This window comes from Paenibacillus tabacirhizosphaerae, from assembly GCF_040812395.1.
Classification (GTDB): domain Bacteria; phylum Bacillota; class Bacilli; order Paenibacillales; family NBRC-103111; genus Paenibacillus_E.
In genome coordinates, this window is the sequence record NZ_JBFNXH010000004.1 from 231,387 (window position 1) to 251,602 (window position 20,216).

Genomic DNA, 20,216 nt, shown 5'->3' on the forward strand with positions numbered 1-20,216 from the left:
AAATGCCCGTACTACACGATGCGTGCGGAATCTCTCCACTCCAAGAACTCGCCAAACATACATACCTGACGGCGTATGCTTTCTGGCGTGTTAGAATGGGTATCCCTAACGCTTAGTTCAGCAACTTATTCAATAAAAAAACGATCGCCCCCCGGTCATTTACCGGAATGCGATCGTTTTCTTATGCCGAGGAAGCGGCAATATTGGTTCTACAAATGGCGGCCTGTAATGTATCTGTTCTTCCAGTAACCGGAGTTCATGTCGTTAATCACGACACCGGAGCTTTTCGTGTTGCTAATGAATTTCCCGTTGCCCAGATAAATGCCGACATGGTTGATTTTCCCGGGCGTACCCACGCTGAACATAACCAAATCACCTTTGGTTAAATTCGCTTTGCTCGAAACGGCCTTACCCACTCTAGCTTGCGCGCTGGATCCCCACGGAATGGTCACTCCATTTTGCTTGAATACCATCTGCGTAAATGCAGAACAATCTAAGAGTAAATGGTTCGTATCCCTGACCCCGAATCGGTAGGTTACTTTCCCGATATAGGATTCAGCTGTATGAATGATGCGGTCCGCCTGGCTTGCGCTTGTACTTGCTGCGTTGTAAGCAGCCGTTGAACTAGAGGTACTAGCCGCGGCATGAGCGGATGTTGGATTCAGCAGCAGGCTGCTTGCTGTCAATAAGGAAAGACTAAGGCTTATCCCCACTAACGATTGGCTAAGGCGGTTCTTTTTCATCGATTGCATGATTGGATTTCCTCCTCTTGATCGTGGTGTTAGGCTTGTGCCTGATATTAATTTAGCATAGATCAGGTTCCCTAATATTTACCGACGATGGAAGAAAGCCATGTCCTGCCTAGCATAATCCGCCATTCTTAGAATTACATGAGAAATGCATGAGCACGATCACCTTGACACTCTCAATGCGTCAGTGCCACCACGTATGTAAGCACTTATCCGAGTGTGCTCACACTGTTCTCTTGACGGTACTCCGATGGCGTAACGCCGTACTTCTTGCGGAACACCTGCGAGAAGTGCCGCATGTCTTGATAACCGATACGCTCGGCAATGTCCGCGAGCTTCATCTTGGGGTTCATTAGCAGCTGCTTCGCCTGCTCCAGCCTAAGATGAATGACGTATTCCTTGAACCCTTGGCCCGTCTTCTGCTTGAATAATTGGCTGAAATAGGCCGGATTCAAGTAAACGATGGCCGCGACTTTCTCCAGCGACAAATCCGCATGATAATGCGTACGAATGTACTGCTGCGCCACTTCGATAGAGCGGTCGCTGCCATTGGCATAATGCTCGTAGACCTGTGTGGTAGACGCTTGACGCATGCGCTGCACCTCTGCGGGCACTGCTTGGAACCGGTCAATGCGTTCTGTGAACATGATTTGAAACGGAACTTTCAAATACTTGATCAGATGGCCGCGCAGCTCGTCAACCAGCTCCGATACGCTAGCGCCTTGGGGCAGTGTAACCAGCCCGAGCAAGCTTTTGTTGTCGTGCATAGTGACGAAGCCTTTGCCAAAACGTTCGATCAGCTCAAGAAGGACGTTCTCGATGATGAAATTTTCGAGATGAACGACTTTATCGCTCTCCATTTTGACCATGATCAGATGGAAATTGGGATACTGCTCCACAAAAGGCTGCATATCGATGCGGCCTGTGTCGAGTCCAAGCGCCCAGCGCTGGAAGACAGCTTCCTGCAAATAGCGGAGGTTCGTCTTCAACAGCTGCGCTTCTTCTGTCCATTCCGATTCTCGTATAATCTCCTCGCTCAGCTTCTCGATCATCTCGCTCAGCACTTCTTTGCCGATTGGCTTGAGCAGATAATCCTTCGCCCCGAGCCGAACGGCCTCCTGCGCATAGGCGAACTCCGAATACGCCGAAATGACCACCCACTTCACATGAGGGTGGCGGCTTCGCGACATGTTCATAAGCTCAAGTCCCGTCATGCCTGGCATTAAGATATCGGTAAGCACCAAACGAATCGGATGATTGCGAAGCAGCGTCATTGCTTGCTCCGCATTCGCTGCCAAATGGATCTGATACTGAGGAAACCTGTTATTCAGAGTCCGCTGAATCCCTTCGCGGATCACATTTTCATCGTCAACGATCAGAATATCCAAAGCTTACCCCCCTTTCCGAGGAAGCGGAAACGCAAGGATGACCGTCGTTCCTTCCCCTAATTTACTTTGAATTCTTAGGCCATAGCTATCCCCGTACATGAGGACAATGCGCCGGTGAACATTCGTCAGCCCGATGCCGCGCCTAATTTTCGCAGAAGAATCTGAGATCTCCACCGCGGCATTGCCAGCATGCCCTCCCTTGGCTGAGCGATAGCCGGCTTCCGCTTCCAGTGTGTCCGTTTTGAGCATGTCCCATATTTGCCGCAGCACGCTCTCTTCAATACCGACGCCGTTGTCCGCAATAATAATATGCAGCTCCTGTTCATGAACTTCTGCGGAGACGCGAAGCATCCCTTGCTGCGCCAGCGGCTCTAGTCCATATTTCACGGCATTTTCGATGACCGGCTGCAGCGTCATCTTCGGCAGAATGGCATCCAACCACTCGGATGCGACATGAATATCGGTGCTGACCCTGCCTTCCAAGCGACTTTCAATAATCGTCATATAATGCCTCATTTGATCAAGTTCCTGCCGCAGCGTTGTCTTCGAGGCCTCTTCCCAGTCGCTGCTGTAACGGAACATATGCGATAGCGCCAAGATGACCCGTCCAAGCCTGTCGTTCTCGCGTTCATCGAGCATCCAATAAATCATATCCAGCGTGTTATACAAGAAATGCGGATTCACTTGGGACTGGAGCGCCTGCAGCTCCGCGTTCTTCTCACTGATGGAGGACAGCGTAATCCGCTCAATCAGCTCGTCCATTCGCTGCACCATGCGGTTGAAAGAGGAAACCATGGAGTTGATCTCTTCATAGGATTTAACGGTCACGGAGCCTTTGAAATTCCCCATCTCCACCTGCTTCATCTCGCGAATCAGCAGCTTTAACGGGTTGGCAATTGTCCGGGAAATAATGCTGGCCAGCACGGTCGATAAAATAATAAGTACCAGGATAACAAGGTACAAATACTCCCTCGTCTTCACGACCTCGGCATTAATATCCCCCTTGGGCGTGAGCCCAAGCACCGTCCAATCCGACATCTTCGCATTGGCGGCAACGATAAGCTGGTCTGTCCGGTCATCCACGATGATTTCGTTGGATTGCGGGCGCGGAAGCCCGCTGAAGGAGGGCTGCTTCACCTGCTCACTTTCCGTAGAAGCAATCAAACGGTCTTCCCGGTCAACGATGTATACACGGCTGTTCGGGCTAATGGTCACATTCGACAATGCGGCAAGAATTGGCTGCGGATTCGTCTCAATAAGGATGACGCCAATCATCCGATGCTCAGTTAAATCGTACAGCTTGCGGCCGAATATGAAGAGCGGCTCCTCGCTAAACCGGTTGATGACCGAGCCTGGGAACAGCCCCAGCCACACCATCTCACCGGAGGAGTTCACGAGTTTCTGATACCAGTCCGATGACGAATAATTAGCGTCGATGACACCAGCAAACCTTCGTTCATAGTTATAATTCTTCCCTGAATTTGTAATGACGTGAATCCCGATAATATCGTCTCGCGAGTAATAAATCGCGCCTAAAATATTGGTAACGGTCCGCTCGTTGATCACGCTGAGAGCAGGATCTATATTCGCTTCGCGATCTTCAATGAGCCTAATCATTTCATAATTGCTATTCAATGATTTAGTCACGCTATCATACCCTTGTAAAAGCAAATCGAATAAGCCGACGGTTTGCGAAATATTTTTTTGTGCCAAATCACTAATTTTACTGTGAATAATCTCTGTTGTTTTCTGATAGTAAAGAAAGCTTACAAGCAACAGCAGGACCATCATACAGGAGAGAAATAGCAAAAAAAGCCGATTGCGGATGGAATGCAGGCCCCGTTTCAATGCAGTGGTCCCCTTTCGTTATACCTTACCTCCATCTTACACCATTAGTCTCCGCAGGAACAAAAAAAGAGAGAGGGGTGAATTAACCCTTCACCGCTCCCGCTACCATACCTTTTGTAATTTTATCCGCCAGCAAGAAATAAATCAGAATGACCGGCAGCGCGCCAAGTACAAGGAATGCGCCGATGGCTCCATAATTGACCGAATATTGACTGACGAAGCTGTTTACGCCGAACGGCAATGTTTTCAGTCTTTCGGACGAGATGAACGTAGCCGCCAAAATGTACTCGTTCCATATGCTAATGAAAGTGAGGATACACACCGTCATCATCGGAGGTACGGAGATTGGCAGAATGATGCTTCGGAAGGTCCGGAACACGCCGGCTCCATCCATAATCGCCGACTCTTCAATTTCATTCGGAATCGACTTCATAAAACCGCTTAGAATAAAGACGGCGATCGGCGTCTGGAACGCCACATACGGCAAAATGATCGAGAGATGCGTATTCAGAATATGCATGTTTTTGAAAATGATCATCAGCGGCAGCAGCGTCGCTTGCAGCGGAATCATCAGCCCAACAAGGAAAATGAGCAAAACCGCTTGGCCGTATTTCCACTTGAATCGGGCAATAGCGAACGAAGTGAGTGAGCTCAGCAGCAAGACCAGAACCATCGTTAGCGATGTAACAAACAAGCTGTTTTTCAAATATTGAAAATAGTGTCCGGACTGAACAGCGTCGCTGAAGTTCCTCCATTGCAAGGAAGCCGGCAGCGCGAAGAATCGGCCAGACAAGATTTCCTCGTTCGTTTTCAAAGAATAGATAAGCAGCCATAGAAGCGGATAGACTTGTGTAACGACCAGAGCCGATAAAAGAACAATCACGAGCACTTTCACGATAGAGAGGCGTTTGCGTCTCACTAAGGCGGCAGGTTTCACTGAGGATACAGCTAACGTTGAATTCATAGTGGCACTCCTCTCCCTAGTTGAATTTTCTCTCTAATCGGTTAAAGATCAAGTTGATGATCAATGTAGCAATCAAGCAAAGCACCACAAGAAATGCTGCAATGGAGCTTCCGTAGCCATATTTCATGGATAGGAACGACATGTTGTACATATGGGTCGAGATGACGTCAGTAGCATGCGCCGGTCCGCCGGCCGTCATGACCATAATCATGTCGAAGGCTTGAAGGGAACCGATAAAGGCGAGGACAATCGATATTTTGAAAATCGGAATATTCATAGGGAAGGTAATATGCCAGTCGGCTTTCAAGCCTTCGGCTCCATCAATCCGGGCCGCTTCATAAATATCCGCGGGAATGTTCTGAATCCCGGTAAATTGAATCAGCGTATGATAGCCCAAATACTGCCACATCGCTACAAAGTAAAGGGAATACATCGCGATCTTCGGATCTGTCAGCCATGATCTCGTCCAGCCTTGTAAATTCAGCATCTCGAGCACTTGGTTGAGCATTCCCCCCATCGCGGCAGGGTTATAAATGGTTTTCCACAGTTGGCCGACAATAACGACGGATAAGATAACAGGCATAAAGTAACTCGAAACAAGAAAATTCGGCTTCTTAATGAATCGATTAAGCAAAATGGCCACAAATAACGCAACCGGAATTTCACCCATGGAGAACACAGCGAACATCAATGTCCTGCGTACAGACGGCCAGAAGACCGGGTCTGCAAACAACAGCGTACGAAAGTTTTGCAAGCCAATGAATTTCGATTCGCCAATTCCGTTCCAATCCAACAATCCACTGTAAAGTGAAACGAAAATCGGGACAAACACGAGACCCACATAAATGATCAAACAGGGCAGTACAAACATAGCTATCGTCCATTTGGAGACTCTCAACACATTCACTCTTCTCGCCTCCCTTTCTGAATGAACCAATCGGAACTTACCTTCTTCACCGTCGCGGCGTCAAAGATAAATTCCGATTTGGCTTCTCTCTTACTCTATTTTTTATTTGTGTCGTAAGCCGTTTGATGTTCTTTAGCTACTTCAGCAGCATCTTTCTTCTGTACGAACAGGTTTTGGATGCTAGTCAAGTGGCCTTGCGCCGTTCCTGGGTTCATGGTGTTATCGAACGCGATGTCTCCGCCTTTAACTTGCTTAAACAGGTTGAGTACTTCCATCGCCATATCTGAGTAACCAGCTGCTTTGAAGTCGCCTTCTACTTTCTGAGCGACACCGACTGCCGCTTTTGCTGCGAAGGCTTCTTTTGGATAGTTCAACATGTAGTAGTTCAAGAAATCTTTCGTTTCTTTCAAATGCTTGCTGTTTGCAGATATCGCGAATCCACTGCCTGGAGCCAACATGTACTCGTCTGGGTTACCTTTCCCTTTAACCGTCGGGAATTTGAACACGCCCACCTTGCCGTTTACCGAAGAAGTTTCGATTCCGCCAGTTGCCCAGCTGCCCATGAAGTACATCGCGGCTTTGCCGGTTTTGAACAAGTTCTCACCTGAGGTGTAGTCGAAGGAAGTTGCGCCTTCTTGGAATGCACCCGCTTGAATCAGGTCTTGGAAGCTGCTGACAGCATCCGTGAATGCTGGATCTTGGAACGTCTTTTTGCCGTCAACGACAGCTTGCAGGAAGCCAGGACCGCCATTGGTGCGAAGCAAGACATTCATGAACAAGAAGGAGCCGGTCCAGCTATCTTTTTCGCCAATCGCCATCGGTTGAATCCCTTTGGCTTTCAACGTTCTCACCGTTGTTACCATCTCTTCGAAAGTCTTAGGAATTTCTACGCCTGCTTGCTTGAACAAATCTTTGTTGTAGTAAACAACGGCGATGTTGTTGCCGTCCGGCAAAGCGTAAACGTTATTATTGAATGTATAAAAATCAAGAATTCCGCCTGTAAATGTATCTTTCAGACCGTTTTGCCCGAGCATATCGTTCAGTGGCGCGAACAGGCCTGCATCTACGAAAGGCTTCATTTGCGCGGATGGATTCACGATGGTGATATCCGGCACTTCTTTGGAAGCAGCTTGCGTTTTCAGCTTCAATTTTTGTTGATCCGTGTTCAGCGAATCCAACTCAATTTTGATGTTTGGATTTTTCGTTTGGTAGTCGTTTACGATTTTTTTCAACATGCCGTTTTTCGGATCGGTTGGATCCGGATATATATTTTGGAACGTAATCGTCACGTTCTCTGCCTTTTTCGCTTCAGGTGTTGCGTTGCTCGTCGTCGCTGCGGGCTTGTCTCCATTACCGGTGCTTGCCGCGTTGCCGCATGCAGTCAATCCAATTGCCAATGTGCTCGCCATAACGATCTTTAGTGCGTTATATTTCGTAGCCATTTGTAAATCCCCCTCATGTACTTTGTTGTTTTTGATGTGTTTATTATCGCTCGAAATTGGCAGCACTTACAATGTGCGAACTTTAGATATAAGGTTTACTTTTTATAGATTGTGCAGAAAGAAAAAAAGACACCGGTTAGGGTGTCTTTGGGGTAGATATGGAGGCGAGAGGATTACAATCTACAGTTCGTCGCCTCTTAGCCCCGCCCATTTCTCACGGAGCTTCAGCGTTTCACGAGACGTATGAAAAAAGCCATACTCCCGATAAGGCTGTTCCCGATGCAATTCGTAATAGCGCTTCATTGCCACTGCGGAATCGTCAAAACGATCAATAAGTGCCAATTCTTCAATGAACCAGTAGCCGTCTTCTGAACGAGACTTCAAAGCTTCACAGACCACCCACTCATCTGGAAATTGCTCTCTAACCTCTTTCCAACGCATCTAACCACCTCTGAAGGACACTCGCTTCCTTCACAATACTATAACACAGAAAAAAAGCATGGCTTGACAAACACACATGGCGAAATCACTGCCTTTGGAAACTCTGTTTTCTGGAATTGTTTGGCCTCCGGTACAGAACTAAATGAGAACCATCCGCCATCATATTTTTCGATTTCTATACCATTCAGATTGGTTTCTTTAGGATTACAATATGGACATTCAATCTTATCAATTTGAAGACATAGGTTTACTTATCAACATTAAGCCAATACACTCTAAATCCTGCCCTTTAATCTCATGTCTTGTTTCATGCTCTCCTCCTCAGTTAAACAATTTTATTTAAAAATCCTGTGTTCTGATCAAACTCCATCACAGAAACATCGTCAAGCAAATGCCGATAAGTTCTTACATAATATTCCGCAAGTGTTTCATTTCTGCCAGCGTGTCTATCCAAGTTAATTACCAACACTTTTTGAGTGTTTTTTGGAGCATGTTGTAAATAAAAAACTGCCTCATTAAGAACCGACATCTTTGCGCTAGGCACATTATTCCCCGATGTCCAAGTGTAGTTTTTGGTTTCAACAATTACTCCACCGTCGCTGGAGACTAAATCGAACTTGTGGTCTTTTGCCGGCTTCCCAATTGGATAGGCAATCTCCATGACAAAAGGCTTCTTAAAATATGCAGCCAATGCTTGCTGAACTAATAATTGGAATGCTTTTCCCCTACCCGGATTCAAGCTATTTAAACTTGCCATTGCTATTCTTCCCTCCCCTTGATTCAGACGCGGAAATGATTCCATTTGAGTTCTCAATCAAACTTTTTCAGCCATGCCTCAAAGTAACTTCTGCTAAGTTCTTCGACCCAGTGGTTACAAAGCAAGTACAACTTATCCCCAATTTGGTAAGGATCTGCATAATATCTAGCGTGACCAAGAGGGTCATTTCTCTGCACATTGATCGGACGTGTTTTTTCGTATTCCTTAAGAACAGGGTAATTTACATTAAACACTCTCTTCGAATACCCTTCTTGTGTCATTCGTTCTATTTCCATTGAATCAAGCAGATTCTTTTCAATAAGTTGAGAGAGACTCGATCTGACCAAGAGACCAATCTTCATTTCCTCAAATCCCTTAAAGTCTGTATATGTCTGCTTTCTCACAATCTCCTTTTTCTGCCTCTCAACCCTCTGCACAGGCTCATCGACAAAAAGATTATACATTTGAATGCTTCTCATGAAGAGCTCAGAAGTATCGGAAACAGCCCCCGCCAACGCTGTCACGACATTGAATACTTTATCTCTAAAGTCCTCATTGCAGATGAGCGTGAATTTGAAATCCAATCCTTTCTTATCGAATATCTGTTTAAGCTCTATCAGACACTGCTTTAATGGAGCACTGATTATTTCATAAACTCTAGGAGAAGCAAATATGATTTCTCCCTTGTTCATGTTTAAGTAACCGTGCAGAATCATGGCGGAACGAATCATCTTTTTCAGCACACGGGCTATTGTCTCTTCACGTGATGCATAGTTTAGTCCATTTTCATGAAATGCCACGTCAATAGCGTATATATTCCGAACGGAACCTTGGTTTAGCTCTATACCGAGAGCATCTATCTCACCTTGTTGCATAAGCTGCGTATAAGTGTTTTTCTTGAACAAATTCATTCCCTGGTATCTCTTACTAAAATATTCATCCGCCTCGTTCATTATCGCTTCTACTTCTGTTTCATTTGAGAGTTCCCATGTACCAGCCGATGGTTTCCAGTTTAGTTGGACAATCTGGCAGTTCTTGGCGTGCCTTAACCAAGACAGCATCAACGATTCCGCGATCTCTATCTTCATAGCTACCCCCCCATAATTAAAAACCGTTATTAACCTTTCAACCAGTAGCATTATATCAGAATCAATTGGCTCCTTAACATCTTCAAAAAAAGAGTCAGAAGCGTCAAAAGTGCCACCAAGGTGCGATTGACACTACTGACATAAGTAAGAAGCTCTTTTTGACTTGGTGAACCCCTTTCCATATCCTTAAGTTGTGGTTTTGCATGGACAAGGGTTCCAGCAACTGAGCGGAGTCGAACCTCTATCCAAAATAATGCCCCACAGGCAGCGCTTCGCGGTGACGAAGTCCGCGTGTTTGATTTCCACCCGAGCATAACCCAGAAATTCAGCACTATAAACTCGATAAAATGCAAAGTATACTTATCATTATCCACAGCATAATGTATAATAAGAATAACAATTTTGAGAAGGTGAACCTAATAATGAAGGACCTGATTACTGAGGAGAACATTTTACAAGTTTTACGTGGGTTCAACAGATGGTGGGAAACGAATGTAATATCCGAAGAGTTTTCCAAACCAATAAAACGATTTGCTTACTATGAAGCGAGACAAGCCTTCGAGCATATTGATATTCGTCGACATGTTATTCTAACTGGTTCTAGACGTGTTGGAAAATCAACGATCATGTATCAATTTATTAATGACTTGCTGGATAAAGGTGTTCCATCAAAAAACATTATCTACGTTTCGTTTGACCATCCCATATTAAAAATGTCCAATATGGATCAGATCATTAAAGCATTTATAAACAATATTGCTCTTGGCGATGACATTTATTTATTCTTGGATGAGATTCAATATGCGACAGATTGGAATGGCTGGTTGAAAACCATATATGATAATAATCCCACATATCGGGTTATGGCTACTGGTTCTGCAAGCCCTATGTTGCACGAGAAAATGCCTGAAAGCGGGGTTGGTCGGTGGATTCAAATTCAAATACCTACCCTATCTTTTTTTGAATACTTAGAGTTAAGGGAGATCAAAACGCCATCAGTCGATAAGCTTATTGGTCCCACATCTTTAATAAATCTAGATAACGATACTTTAAAACAACTAATGGCAAGCCTACAGTCACTAGAAAAACACTTCCACAGATATCTATTGGTTGGCGGGTTTCCAGAGATCGCCCGAACCGATGATATTTCTTATGCGCAGCGAATTATTCGCGAAGACGTGGTAGATAAAGTGCTGAAACGCGATATGGTTTCGCTCTTTAATGTTAGGAATATTGATGAACTAGAGAAGATATTTATTTATCTCTGCATGACAACCGGAAACATTATAGAAGCGACTACGATTTCAAGCAATATGGAAATTTCGCGCGCTACCGTCAATAAATATATGTCTCTTCTCGAAATGGCCAACTTGATATACATTGCCTATCCAATCGAGATGACAGGGAAAAAGATTCTGAAAGCAAAACCTAAAGTGTATCTCTCAGACTCGGCTATTAGGAATGCCGTTCTTGGTCATGGTGAGGATGTTGTTCATGATCCCGATCAAATGGGAATGATCGTTGAATCAGCGGTTTTTAAACATATCAAAACGTTTTATTACAATATGAATCCAAAGCTTGGTTACTTCAGGGATACTGCTACTCAGAAAGAGATGGACATCGTGTTATCCATCCCTAGAGGTAAAATTCTAATTGAGGTTAAATATCGGAATGATACAAATTTGAAGGAGTCCGAAGCAATAGTCGAGTGGTCAAAGAAAGACAAGCTTAACTTATCCATCTTGGTCACGAAAAATAGCGAGGATTACGGAGCAGTAAAAAATGCCCCCATTATGAAAATACCCGCATATGTTTTCCTTTATCTGCTTGGGCATGCTGAAAAGCATCGATTTAGAACACCTCAGTAGTGTTTAAGAAAATCGATCTAGAAACTATACATGTCCAATGAGCAGTATAATGCTTATAAATTCACTACAACACTACTCTCCCCAGCCCAAACTGCATACTCTAGAGTAAAAGCGTTAGTTAGGATGTGCTGCCCATGTATCCTTTTTCCTCCGACTCCCGTAACGCTCAGAGACCTAATTTCCTCGTGTTCCTCGTGGATGAGGAGCGTTATCCGCCCCTCTATGAAAACTCAGAGATTCAGGAATGGCGCAACAAAAATCTCATCACGCAAGGGCTTCTCAAGCGCCACGGGCTAGAATGCCACCGGCACTACATCGGAAGCGCCGCGTGCTGCCCCAGCAGGGCCACCCTATTTACTGGGCACTATCCATCGCTTCACGGTGTTAGCCAGACGGACGGCATCGCCAAGAGCGCTTTCGATTCCGATATGTTCTGGCTCGGTAGAAACACAGTGCCTACGATGGGCAATTACTTTCGCGAGGCCGGTTACCAAACGTATTATAAAGGGAAATGGCATATCTCTTATGAAGACATCGTCGTTCCTGGAACGCACCAGGATGTCCCGAGCTACGATCCCTTGACAGGTGTGCCCGACAGGAAAAAGGAAGCCTTATACGCTCACGCGGACAACCTGGACAGCTTTGGCTTCTCCGGTTGGATTGGCCCCGAGCCGCACGGGGTAAATCCCCGAAACTCCGGTTCCTCCGCCGCATTTGGCGTAAGCGGGAGAGACGTCGTTTACTCGGCGGAAGCCGTCGATCTCATCGAAGCGCTGGATCACGAGAAACGCGCCGATCCCGCTGCGAAGCCTTGGCTTGTCGTGGCTTCTTTCGTGAACCCGCACGATATCGTGCTGTACGGCGCGCTGGCCGAAAGCCAGCCTGCCTTTCATTTTGAAGCGGACGATATCCCGCCAATCCCACCCCCGCCCACGTTCAGCGAGCCTCTGGACACGAAGCCGCATTGCCAGGCAAGCTACCGGAATCTCTACCCGATCGCCTTGCAGCCGATTATGAATAATCCCTTTTATCGCAAGCTCTATTACCAATTGCAAAAAAATGCCGACCAGCAAATGCTCAAGGTGTTCGAAGCGCTGACTCGATCCTCTTTTTACGACAATACGATTGTCATTTTTACATCGGATCATGGAGATTTGCTTGGCGCTCACGGCAACCTTCACCAGAAAATGTACTGTGCCTATGAAGAGGCTTTGCATGTCCCTCTCGTCTTTCATAATAGAAAACTCTTCCCTTCGTATAAAAGCTGTCCTGCACTGACAAGCCACCTCGATCTGCTCCCGACCATGCTGGGACTGGCCAATGCCGATACGGCAGACATTCAAGACCGCCTACGGACTCAATTCAGTGAAGTGCATCCCTTGGTAGGACGCGATCTTTCCCCCTATCTCTTGGGACAGCAGGAATCCGCTCCAGCGAATGAACCGGTTTACTTCATGACGGACGATGATTTGCTGCGCGGACAGCGCCAAATCAGTCTTATCGGCGTGCCTTATCCAGCCGTTACGCAGCCGAACCATATCGAAACGGTGATCGCCATCCTATCGATCAATCAGCAGCAAGAGATGTGGAAGCTCTCCCGTTTTTTTGATAACCCGCAGTTCTGGAGCCAACCGTGGATCAAGGATGAGACCTGCCATATAGGAGTCCACCCTGCAGGAGGACCATACAAGTCGACGAAAACCGTACCCCTCCCGGACGAATATGAACTGTATAATCTAACCGAGGATCCTCTGGAATCCAGGAATCTTGCACATCCCGCTTTTGCGTCGCAGCGAACGAAAAGCATCCAGCAGGCCATGATGCGCTTATTGGATGAGCAGCGGAAAAAGAAGCGTTTGACGCCTGGGCAGGCGAGGAAGCGGTGAGCCCCTTTACTCAAGGCTCATCGCTTCCTCGCCTTATCTTCCAAAGCGTACCCGACCCGAAAGGATAAAATGGAATTAATGGGAAGGAGTTCAACTTCCAGCTTGCGAATGTAATAGTTATCACATGCAAACAGGAGGAATATCATGTTTTCACCCTATCAGTCAGGAAAAGGAAAAAGCGGGAACCAAAGTACCCCGAGCCCGCAATTGCAGCGGGATGCTCCCCAGAGCGCCAACGGCGAAATGTTGAGGATGCCCGAACAACTTCTACAGCTGCAACGAACGCTAGGGAACCGCAGGGTCCAATCGCTGCTTACTCATTCATTGAGCCAGCAGGTCGGCCAAGCAGGCGCGGCTGTTATCCAGCGCGGCATCGACCCCCCGGATTCCACAACTGCGCCAACGAAAGAATCTATCGAACAGCAATGCCGGCTACTGATCAAAACGTATTTCGAAGCGCTTTATGGTACGGATGAAGAAACAAAGGAACAGACTGGGGAACTGGCCGCAGAAACGCAAGGAAATCAAGAACTGAACGTTGAAGACGACCAAGAACCGGAAGACCCTGAACCGCAGATTAAAGAGCTTGTCGAAGCCTATAACCTGCAGCATCCGGAAGACGAAATCGATGTGAAAGAGCTGATCGAACGGCTGACTCAGGAAATTTTTCAAACGGAGAAACTCCCCGAGGGAGCGGAAGAGTTAATCCATGACAGGCTTGAGAACAATTCGTTTACAATTACCTCGGGGATGCAGGAATATTCGAATTATTTCGGTGAAGATTTCGAAAAGCATGTGAACGGTCTGGAGGACAAACAGCGGTGGCTTGACGGCGGCGCAGGGGAAGCCAAAGCCATGCAGGACTACTACAAAAAGGATGGGAAGGCGCGCACGACGGCAATCGGCTTCAAAAAGCCGGAATCGGTCGATTTGCAGGAACTGGAGAAGAACGACAAGTTCCGTTATGCGTCCGGTAAGTTTTTCGGCGACATGTCCGATGAGGATCTTGGCATGGATCAAGGACTATTCGATGTAATTACCGATTACAACGGGATCTTGTCGTATACGAAAACGCTATCGGAAGATCTACAAAAGTATTTGAACTTATTGACGAAGGGCGGCACGCTGTATACGTCCTTCTACGCCAAGATTAACGGTGACACCCAGATTGAAAATTGGCTTGCGGATATCAAAGGGGCACGCCACGAGAAGTCTGGGAAAACGTCTTTTAAAATTGTGAAAACAGCCGACGAAGTTCAGGTGCCTCCGCTAGAGAGCACCGCTTATACGGAAAATAAAAATTCGAACATTCCAGATCGGGAATACCGAAATAAGATGACGGATTGAACATTCGAATAACCTGTCTTCCCCCGAGAGGGAAGGCAGTAGTGTGTGTGAGAGCTGAAACTTGATCTAGAGCACCGCATAGAAAATGAAGCAAAGCCATAAGCACAGCGGTGTGAATACAAACAAATCGTACGTGGCAAATCGCGATCCCCGCACCCTTTTGAACAGTCCCACATACTTGAAATCACCGATGACCCGAAGGCCGAATACAGCGGCGCATATCCAGCACCCCCATCTCACCATTCGTTCGGCATGGGGGAATGCGAACAAACCGCCTTGAAGCATAAGAAGCAGAGCCGCTACAAAAAGTAAACCTGCCACAACAAGCGTAGCCGTTTTACCCGGCCTGAAAACCGCCTTCTGCGCTTCACCGGTCGGAATAGCGACACTGCCTCCCCATCTGCCGCCGAAAGCCCAGTAGACATGGATGCCTCCGATCCCTGCCAAAAGCAAAGCCGATAAACCGATCAATCCCGTCATCATGCTTCATCCCTCCTCCTACGAATGCCTTCCCACACGATTTCGAACTTGCGTAAAAATATAGATTCAATACCCTGAGCATGCTGATCCGAAGACGCCCATGAAAGAACAGAATAAAAATATAAGCCCACAAGGATAGCGGCAATATCTGAAGTAACTGTGCGCTCGTCAACCTGGCCTCGTGTCTTGGCATCATCCAGCATGCCAGTAAGAACCTCCTCGAATTTGCGCGTGATGCTCATTTCTTCCTGGAAAAGCAGGGTTGAACGCATCATCTCCGAGATCGTCATCTTGATCATGTCCGGATGCTCCGAATACCGCTCAAATAGATCGTGAAATAGGCGCGTAAGCTTTTCTTTCAGATCGGATATATGAGCATAACGCTGCATGCTAATCTGAACGGCTTCCATTTGTGTTTGACCAAGGTGGAGGAGTATCGCTTCTTTTCTTGGGAAGTAGTTATAGAAGGTGCCTTTGGCGATGCCGCAAACTTGCGTAATCTCTTCGACTGTTACGTGATCGAAGCCTTTTTCCTTAAACAGCTTCATAGCTTGCACAAAGATGTGCTCCTTTAATTCCTGTTTTCGTTCGGCTCTTAGCATAAGGACGATCCCTTTCCCCAAAAATGACTACGGTCATAATTTGACTACAGTCATAATTATACATGGAAATTGGTTGCTTTTAAGAAATATTTTCCAAATATTGTTTTGGCTAAAGGCCATGAGTTGCCTGCTCTTACGGACGGTTATTCGTTCGTTTTAACAAACAAAAAGCTGCCCCCTGAGTAGACTTTCTACTTCAGGAGACAGCTTCTTTTACTAGATATCCGCTTTGATGGTCGAGGCCAGTTGCTTCTGGATAACAAACTTTTTAACCTCTTTGAATCCCATAAACCGCTTGCTCTCTTCATCCCATATATGGAATTTAAGTGATTGCAAGCTTGTGCGCAGCGTAATTGTCTGTACATTTCTAAGAACTTCATTCTTATTATGAGCCTTTTCCAAATAGTAATTAGGCACTCTCGGGCTCAAATGATGAATGTGGTGAAAACCGATATTCCCCGTAATCCAATGGAGAATTCTCGGCAGCTTGTAGAACGAACTGCCATGCATCGCCGCTTTCACATAGTCCCATTCTTCATCATGCTCATAATAGGATTCCTCGAATTGATGTTGTACATAGAACAGCCAAATGCCCGCCGCCCCTGAAAGGAAGAAAATCGGACCCTGCACAAGCAGGAACGATTGCCAGCCAATTGCCCAAATCAGCAGCGCAGCGCAGCCGACTATAGCGATGTTCGTCACGTACGTGTTGATGCGTTCTTTCATGCCCACTTTTTTGCGGTTAAAACGATAATCAATGAGGAAAATAAAGATAGGACCCACGATAAACATAACAAAAGGATTCCGATACATCCGGTAAACCCATTTTTTCAGCATCGGCAATCCGATATATTCATCTACCGTTAGCGTCCAGATGTCGCCCACGCCTCTGCGATCCAAGTTCCCGCTGGATGCATGATGAATCGTGTGCGTATGGCGCCATTGATGGTATGGACAACAGGTCAATATCCCGGTAATCGTCCCGATGACTTCGTTTGCGATTTTATTTTTAAAAAACGATCGATGGCAGCAATCATGAAAAATAATAAAGATCCGAATCAGAAATCCAGCCGCGACAATGTCCAGGACCAGGGTAATCAGGAATGAAACCGAGAGACTCAGATAGGCGAAATACCAGAGTAGAAAAAAGGGCACAAGCGTATTGATCAACTGCCACACACTGTGCTTAAAATGTGGTCTTTCGTAAGGCGCGATATCCGATCGCCACCCGCCTTTATCTTCATAACTCATTCTTATAGAACTCCCTCTCCGATGCTTGTCGGATCTTTTTTTGTTTCCGTCTCGTTGTAGTACGCAGCAGGATGAAAAGGGTTCCACCCTTGGATAGATCTTGCTCATAGCCTCCCCATCATAACGGCGATTTCGCCTTTTGTAAAATGCAATATAAGTAATTTTTATAAATGCCATTTTCAGGGAATTACCAATGAACACTCGGAGGTTTAAAGATTAAGGATCAATAGGTGCATTACATCGGCATGAAAATATGCAAATACACTAACATCTTAGACGTTCCGCAAAGCCGTCAGCCCTTCAAAACAATGAAAGTGGCGAAAAATTCGTTGAATCTATATGGCAAATTGGGATCATACTAAACCATAAATTCAATGGGGGTGTAACAGATAGATGCTTGCAAAAAAGCAAAAGACGAAAGGAATTGCCTTGGTATTAGTTACTTTAATCGTTATTGCCGCAGGTTGCACAAACAATAAAAACAGTAATCTGGTAAGGCAACAAGGAGCTCAACAACAGCAGAACCAATACCTGCCGAATGGAACCGTCAATAATCGTGTTCAAGTCGCGAAACAAGCGGCAGATAAGCTTACTCAGATCAACGGAATTAAGTCAGCGAATGTCCTTGTAACTAACCGTAACGCCTATGTTGCAGCAGTGGTGAACACAGGCCATACTGAACTTACTCGAGACTTGGAGGGTCAAATCGCCCAACATGTCAAGGCAACAGACCCAAATATTCAAAATGTCTATGTGTCAACAAACCCTGAATTTGTAAATCGCGTAAATACTTATGTTGCAGATGTAGGGCAAGGAAAGCCAGTTGCCGGCTTCTTCGAACAATTTAGCGAGATGGTCCAGCGTATTTTTCCAAACCCAAGATAGATACCTAATCAAACCTGCCGTAAATCTTACCGTCTACATTCGCTTGACCCGAAATGTCACCTTTGGTCGCATGAAGGATCCTGTTAAGGGTCCTTTTTTGCGCGTGCGTAGGAACTCGCCCTGTACGCGACGAATGGTTTTAACAAGAACGGTTTGCGGAAAGGAACCCTCACCATGAATATTTTAATCATTGAAGACGATTCCAGCATTCAAATGCTGCTTAAATTAAGCCTGGAAGTTGAAGGCTTCCACCCCACTGTAGCCGGCACCATTGCAGCGGGGCTAGAGCATCTCGCGGCGGAGCCGACGGACCTTATCCTGCTCGACCTGATGCTGCCCGATCAATCTGGCTTCGAACTGTTGAAGACGCTGCAGATCGCCTACAAGGAGATTCCCGTCATTGTGCTTACCGCCAGAAATGAAATGAACGATAAAATACTAGGCTTCCAGCTCGGCGCTGACGATTACCTGACCAAGCCCTTCGAGACACGGGAGCTGATCTTGCGGATTCGTGCCGTCATGCGTCGTATGAAAGCGGAACCAACCGAGGCAGCCGATATCCTTCAGGCCGGCGTCATTGAAATCGACAAAACCGAGCGCACGTTCAAAGTGGCTGGCTGCCTTGTGAAAACGACAAGCAAGGAATTCGATCTCCTCTGGTTGCTGTGCAAAAATCCGAAGAAGGTTTTTACGCGCGAGCATCTTCTGGATCAAGTCTGGGGCTATGAATACTACGGACAAACACGGTCTGTCGATATGATGGTGAACCGTCTGCGCGAGAAGATGAAGCCCCACGGCCACGTGCTCGCAACCGTCCATGGGACAGGCTACAAGCTGGAGGTCTAGCCATGAGGCTGCGCAATAAGCTGTTCATTCAGCACACCATTACAATCGTCATGCTGCTCGCAGCGATGTATGTCATCGTCAATTACACCTTGAGCAAAAGCATGATCGAGCGCGATACACAGACGCTTAGCCAGTACTACTCGCTGCATCGCATAGAAGCCTTGAAAATCGTGAACGATAAAAAAATTAGCATCGAACAGTTATTTTCGGGCACATACGCCCCTCTTATCGCCTCTCACTTAGCGGCTAACAGCAACTTTCAAGTCCAGCTATTCGACCCGCAGGGCACGATTATCGGAGATAGCGGCAATAAAGAGGATCTGTTCAAGCGAAACGATATCGATGCCGCATTGGAAGGCCAAACGGCGACCGTTATTACCTTGGGCGAGAGCGGCAAGCTGCTCATCTACGCCTCTCCTTTCGTGTATGAGGGCAAAATCGTTGGCGGCTTCCGCTATCTGCTCGATCTCAACCAGCATGAACAGACACTCGCCGGGATGCGCAAATGGTTCATCGGCGTTGCGCTCGGCTGCCTGCTCATTGCCTTGCTGGCGAGCTATTCCTTTTCCTTCTTCATCATGAAGCCGCTGCATGCTCTCCAACAAGCGCTTAAGCTTGTTGCCATCGGCGATTTCAGCCGGAAAATCGTCGTTCGCAGCCATGACGAGGTGCGGGAGCTGGCCGACGATTTCAATCAGATGTCCTACGCGCTGCGAGAGCATATCCAACTGCTCCACTATGAGCAGGGGAAACAGAAGAAATTTTATGATAATGTGACTCATGAGTTGAAAACACCGCTCACATCGATCATCGGATTCTCCGATCTCATTGACAAAATGGAACGTATCGACGATATTCGTACATGCAATGTCTACATCCGCAAGGAAAGCACACGGCTGCTCCAGATGGTCGAAGAACTGCTGCAATCCTCGCTCAAAGGCGATGAAGCGTGGCGCGTACAGCTCGAAAGGGCGGATCTAGCGGAGATTCTGAGCGATAGCATTCGAATCTTGGAGCCGACTCTGTACAAGTCCAGCATCACAACCACCTTGCAGGCCGATCCATGCGAGGTGTATATCGATCCGAAGCGTACCCAGCAGGTACTCTTCAATGTGATCGACAATGCCATCAAGCATAGCGAGTGCACGCAACTGCGCATCCAGTTGGAGCATGCCGACGGCCAGTGCATCGTGCGCATCACCGATAACGGCATAGGAATGAGCGAAGCCGATGTGCTTGCCCTCTTCCTCCCGCTTGACCAGCAGCAGCCACGCACGATTTCGCCGAAGTCGCACGGGCTAGGCCTCTTGCTGTGCAAGCAGCTGATGGAGCTGCAAGGCGGCCGCCTATCCGTCCAGAGCCGATTGGGGCAAGGCACCGATGTTGAATTGTTTTTCCTGACCGAGCAGTTGCCTCCGCGCATTCTGTTACAAAATTGATACAAACTAACAATTTTTCTGAGATAAA

Annotated in this window: 18 protein-coding genes; 6 read left to right on the forward strand and 12 right to left on the reverse strand. The window is 46.8% G+C overall.

What is annotated here, in order from left to right; genetic code table 11:
• Positions 1–209: 209 nt before the first annotated feature.
• The 9 genes from ABRS97_RS09550 to ABRS97_RS09590 form a co-directional block, all read right to left on the reverse strand.
• Positions 210–752, reverse strand: a complete 543-nt coding sequence (locus tag ABRS97_RS09550; RefSeq protein ID WP_367813226.1) for a C40 family peptidase — start codon at positions 750–752, stop codon at positions 210–212.
• A gap of 206 nt (positions 753–958) precedes the next feature.
• Entirely contained in the window at positions 959–2,137 is a 1,179-nt protein-coding gene (locus tag ABRS97_RS09555; RefSeq protein WP_367813227.1) for a response regulator, read from the reverse strand.
• A gap of 3 nt (positions 2,138–2,140) precedes the next feature.
• Complete coding sequence (locus ABRS97_RS09560) at positions 2,141–3,985, reverse strand: sensor histidine kinase (RefSeq protein ID WP_483312437.1); 1,845 nt, start codon at positions 3,983–3,985, stop codon at positions 2,141–2,143.
• 82 nt (positions 3,986–4,067) lie between these two features.
• Complete coding sequence (locus ABRS97_RS09565; protein WP_367813229.1) at positions 4,068–4,949, reverse strand: carbohydrate ABC transporter permease; 882 nt, start codon at positions 4,947–4,949, stop codon at positions 4,068–4,070.
• Between the two features lie 16 nt (positions 4,950–4,965).
• Positions 4,966–5,856, reverse strand: coding sequence for a carbohydrate ABC transporter permease (locus ABRS97_RS09570; protein WP_367813231.1), 891 nt, complete (start codon positions 5,854–5,856; stop codon positions 4,966–4,968).
• Between the two features lie 95 nt (positions 5,857–5,951).
• Positions 5,952–7,298 (reverse strand): extracellular solute-binding protein, encoded by a 1,347-nt coding sequence (locus ABRS97_RS09575; protein ID WP_367813233.1) that lies wholly within the window; start codon positions 7,296–7,298, stop codon positions 5,952–5,954.
• A gap of 180 nt (positions 7,299–7,478) precedes the next feature.
• Positions 7,479–7,739: a hypothetical protein gene (locus ABRS97_RS09580; RefSeq protein ID WP_367813235.1), complete on the reverse strand. Its 261-nt coding sequence runs from the start codon at positions 7,737–7,739 to the stop codon at positions 7,479–7,481.
• Between the two features lie 325 nt (positions 7,740–8,064).
• Positions 8,065–8,496: a hypothetical protein gene (locus tag ABRS97_RS09585; protein WP_367813237.1), complete on the reverse strand. Its 432-nt coding sequence runs from the start codon at positions 8,494–8,496 to the stop codon at positions 8,065–8,067.
• Between the two features lie 53 nt (positions 8,497–8,549).
• On the reverse strand, positions 8,550–9,584 hold the full coding sequence (locus ABRS97_RS09590) for a hypothetical protein (RefSeq protein WP_367813238.1): 1,035 nt from the start codon (positions 9,582–9,584) through the stop codon (positions 8,550–8,552).
• Between the two features lie 422 nt (positions 9,585–10,006).
• Between ABRS97_RS09590 and ABRS97_RS09595 the strand changes: the two genes are divergently transcribed.
• The 3 genes from ABRS97_RS09595 (at position 10,007) to ABRS97_RS09605 (ending at position 14,685) form a co-directional block, all read left to right on the forward strand.
• The gene (locus tag ABRS97_RS09595) at positions 10,007–11,452 is read left to right on the forward strand and encodes an ATP-binding protein (protein ID WP_367813240.1); all 1,446 of its coding nucleotides are present in this window, start codon (positions 10,007–10,009) and stop codon (positions 11,450–11,452) included.
• A 134-nt stretch (positions 11,453–11,586) separates the two neighbouring features.
• Positions 11,587–13,338 carry a sulfatase family protein gene (locus tag ABRS97_RS09600; RefSeq protein ID WP_367813241.1) on the forward strand — a complete coding sequence of 584 codons (1,752 nt, stop codon included), beginning with the start codon at positions 11,587–11,589 and terminating at the stop codon, positions 13,336–13,338.
• A gap of 144 nt (positions 13,339–13,482) precedes the next feature.
• Entirely contained in the window at positions 13,483–14,685 is a 1,203-nt protein-coding gene (locus ABRS97_RS09605) for a hypothetical protein (RefSeq protein WP_367813243.1), read from the forward strand.
• A gap of 66 nt (positions 14,686–14,751) precedes the next feature.
• On the opposite strand, the gene ABRS97_RS09610 is transcribed toward ABRS97_RS09605, so the two are convergent.
• The 3 genes from ABRS97_RS09610 to desA all read right to left on the reverse strand — a co-directional run bounded on the left by ABRS97_RS09610 (position 14,752) and on the right by desA (position 17,018).
• On the reverse strand, positions 14,752–15,168 hold the full coding sequence (locus ABRS97_RS09610) for a DUF3995 domain-containing protein (RefSeq protein ID WP_367813244.1): 417 nt from the start codon (positions 15,166–15,168) through the stop codon (positions 14,752–14,754).
• Positions 15,165–15,713: a TetR/AcrR family transcriptional regulator gene (locus ABRS97_RS09615; RefSeq protein WP_367813631.1), complete on the reverse strand. Its 549-nt coding sequence runs from the start codon at positions 15,711–15,713 to the stop codon at positions 15,165–15,167. Before ABRS97_RS09615 ends, ABRS97_RS09610 begins: the two co-directional genes overlap by 4 nt.
• Before the next feature lie 270 nt (positions 15,714–15,983).
• Positions 15,984–17,018: a Delta(5) desaturase DesA gene (desA, locus tag ABRS97_RS09620; protein ID WP_367813246.1), complete on the reverse strand. Its 1,035-nt coding sequence runs from the start codon at positions 17,016–17,018 to the stop codon at positions 15,984–15,986.
• A 393-nt stretch (positions 17,019–17,411) separates the two neighbouring features.
• On the opposite strand from desA, the gene ABRS97_RS09625 reads away from it, so the two are divergent.
• The 3 genes from ABRS97_RS09625 (at position 17,412) to ABRS97_RS09635 (ending at position 20,188) form a co-directional block, all read left to right on the forward strand.
• A complete protein-coding gene (locus tag ABRS97_RS09625) occupies positions 17,412–17,903 on the forward strand; it encodes a YhcN/YlaJ family sporulation lipoprotein (RefSeq protein WP_367813247.1) in 492 nt (163 codons plus the stop codon).
• Between the two features lie 174 nt (positions 17,904–18,077).
• Positions 18,078–18,749: a response regulator transcription factor gene (locus ABRS97_RS09630; protein WP_367813249.1), complete on the forward strand. Its 672-nt coding sequence runs from the start codon at positions 18,078–18,080 to the stop codon at positions 18,747–18,749.
• A 2-nt stretch (positions 18,750–18,751) separates the two neighbouring features.
• On the forward strand, positions 18,752–20,188 hold the full coding sequence (locus ABRS97_RS09635; RefSeq protein ID WP_367813251.1) for a sensor histidine kinase: 1,437 nt from the start codon (positions 18,752–18,754) through the stop codon (positions 20,186–20,188).
• The last annotated feature ends 28 nt before the right edge of the window (positions 20,189–20,216 follow it).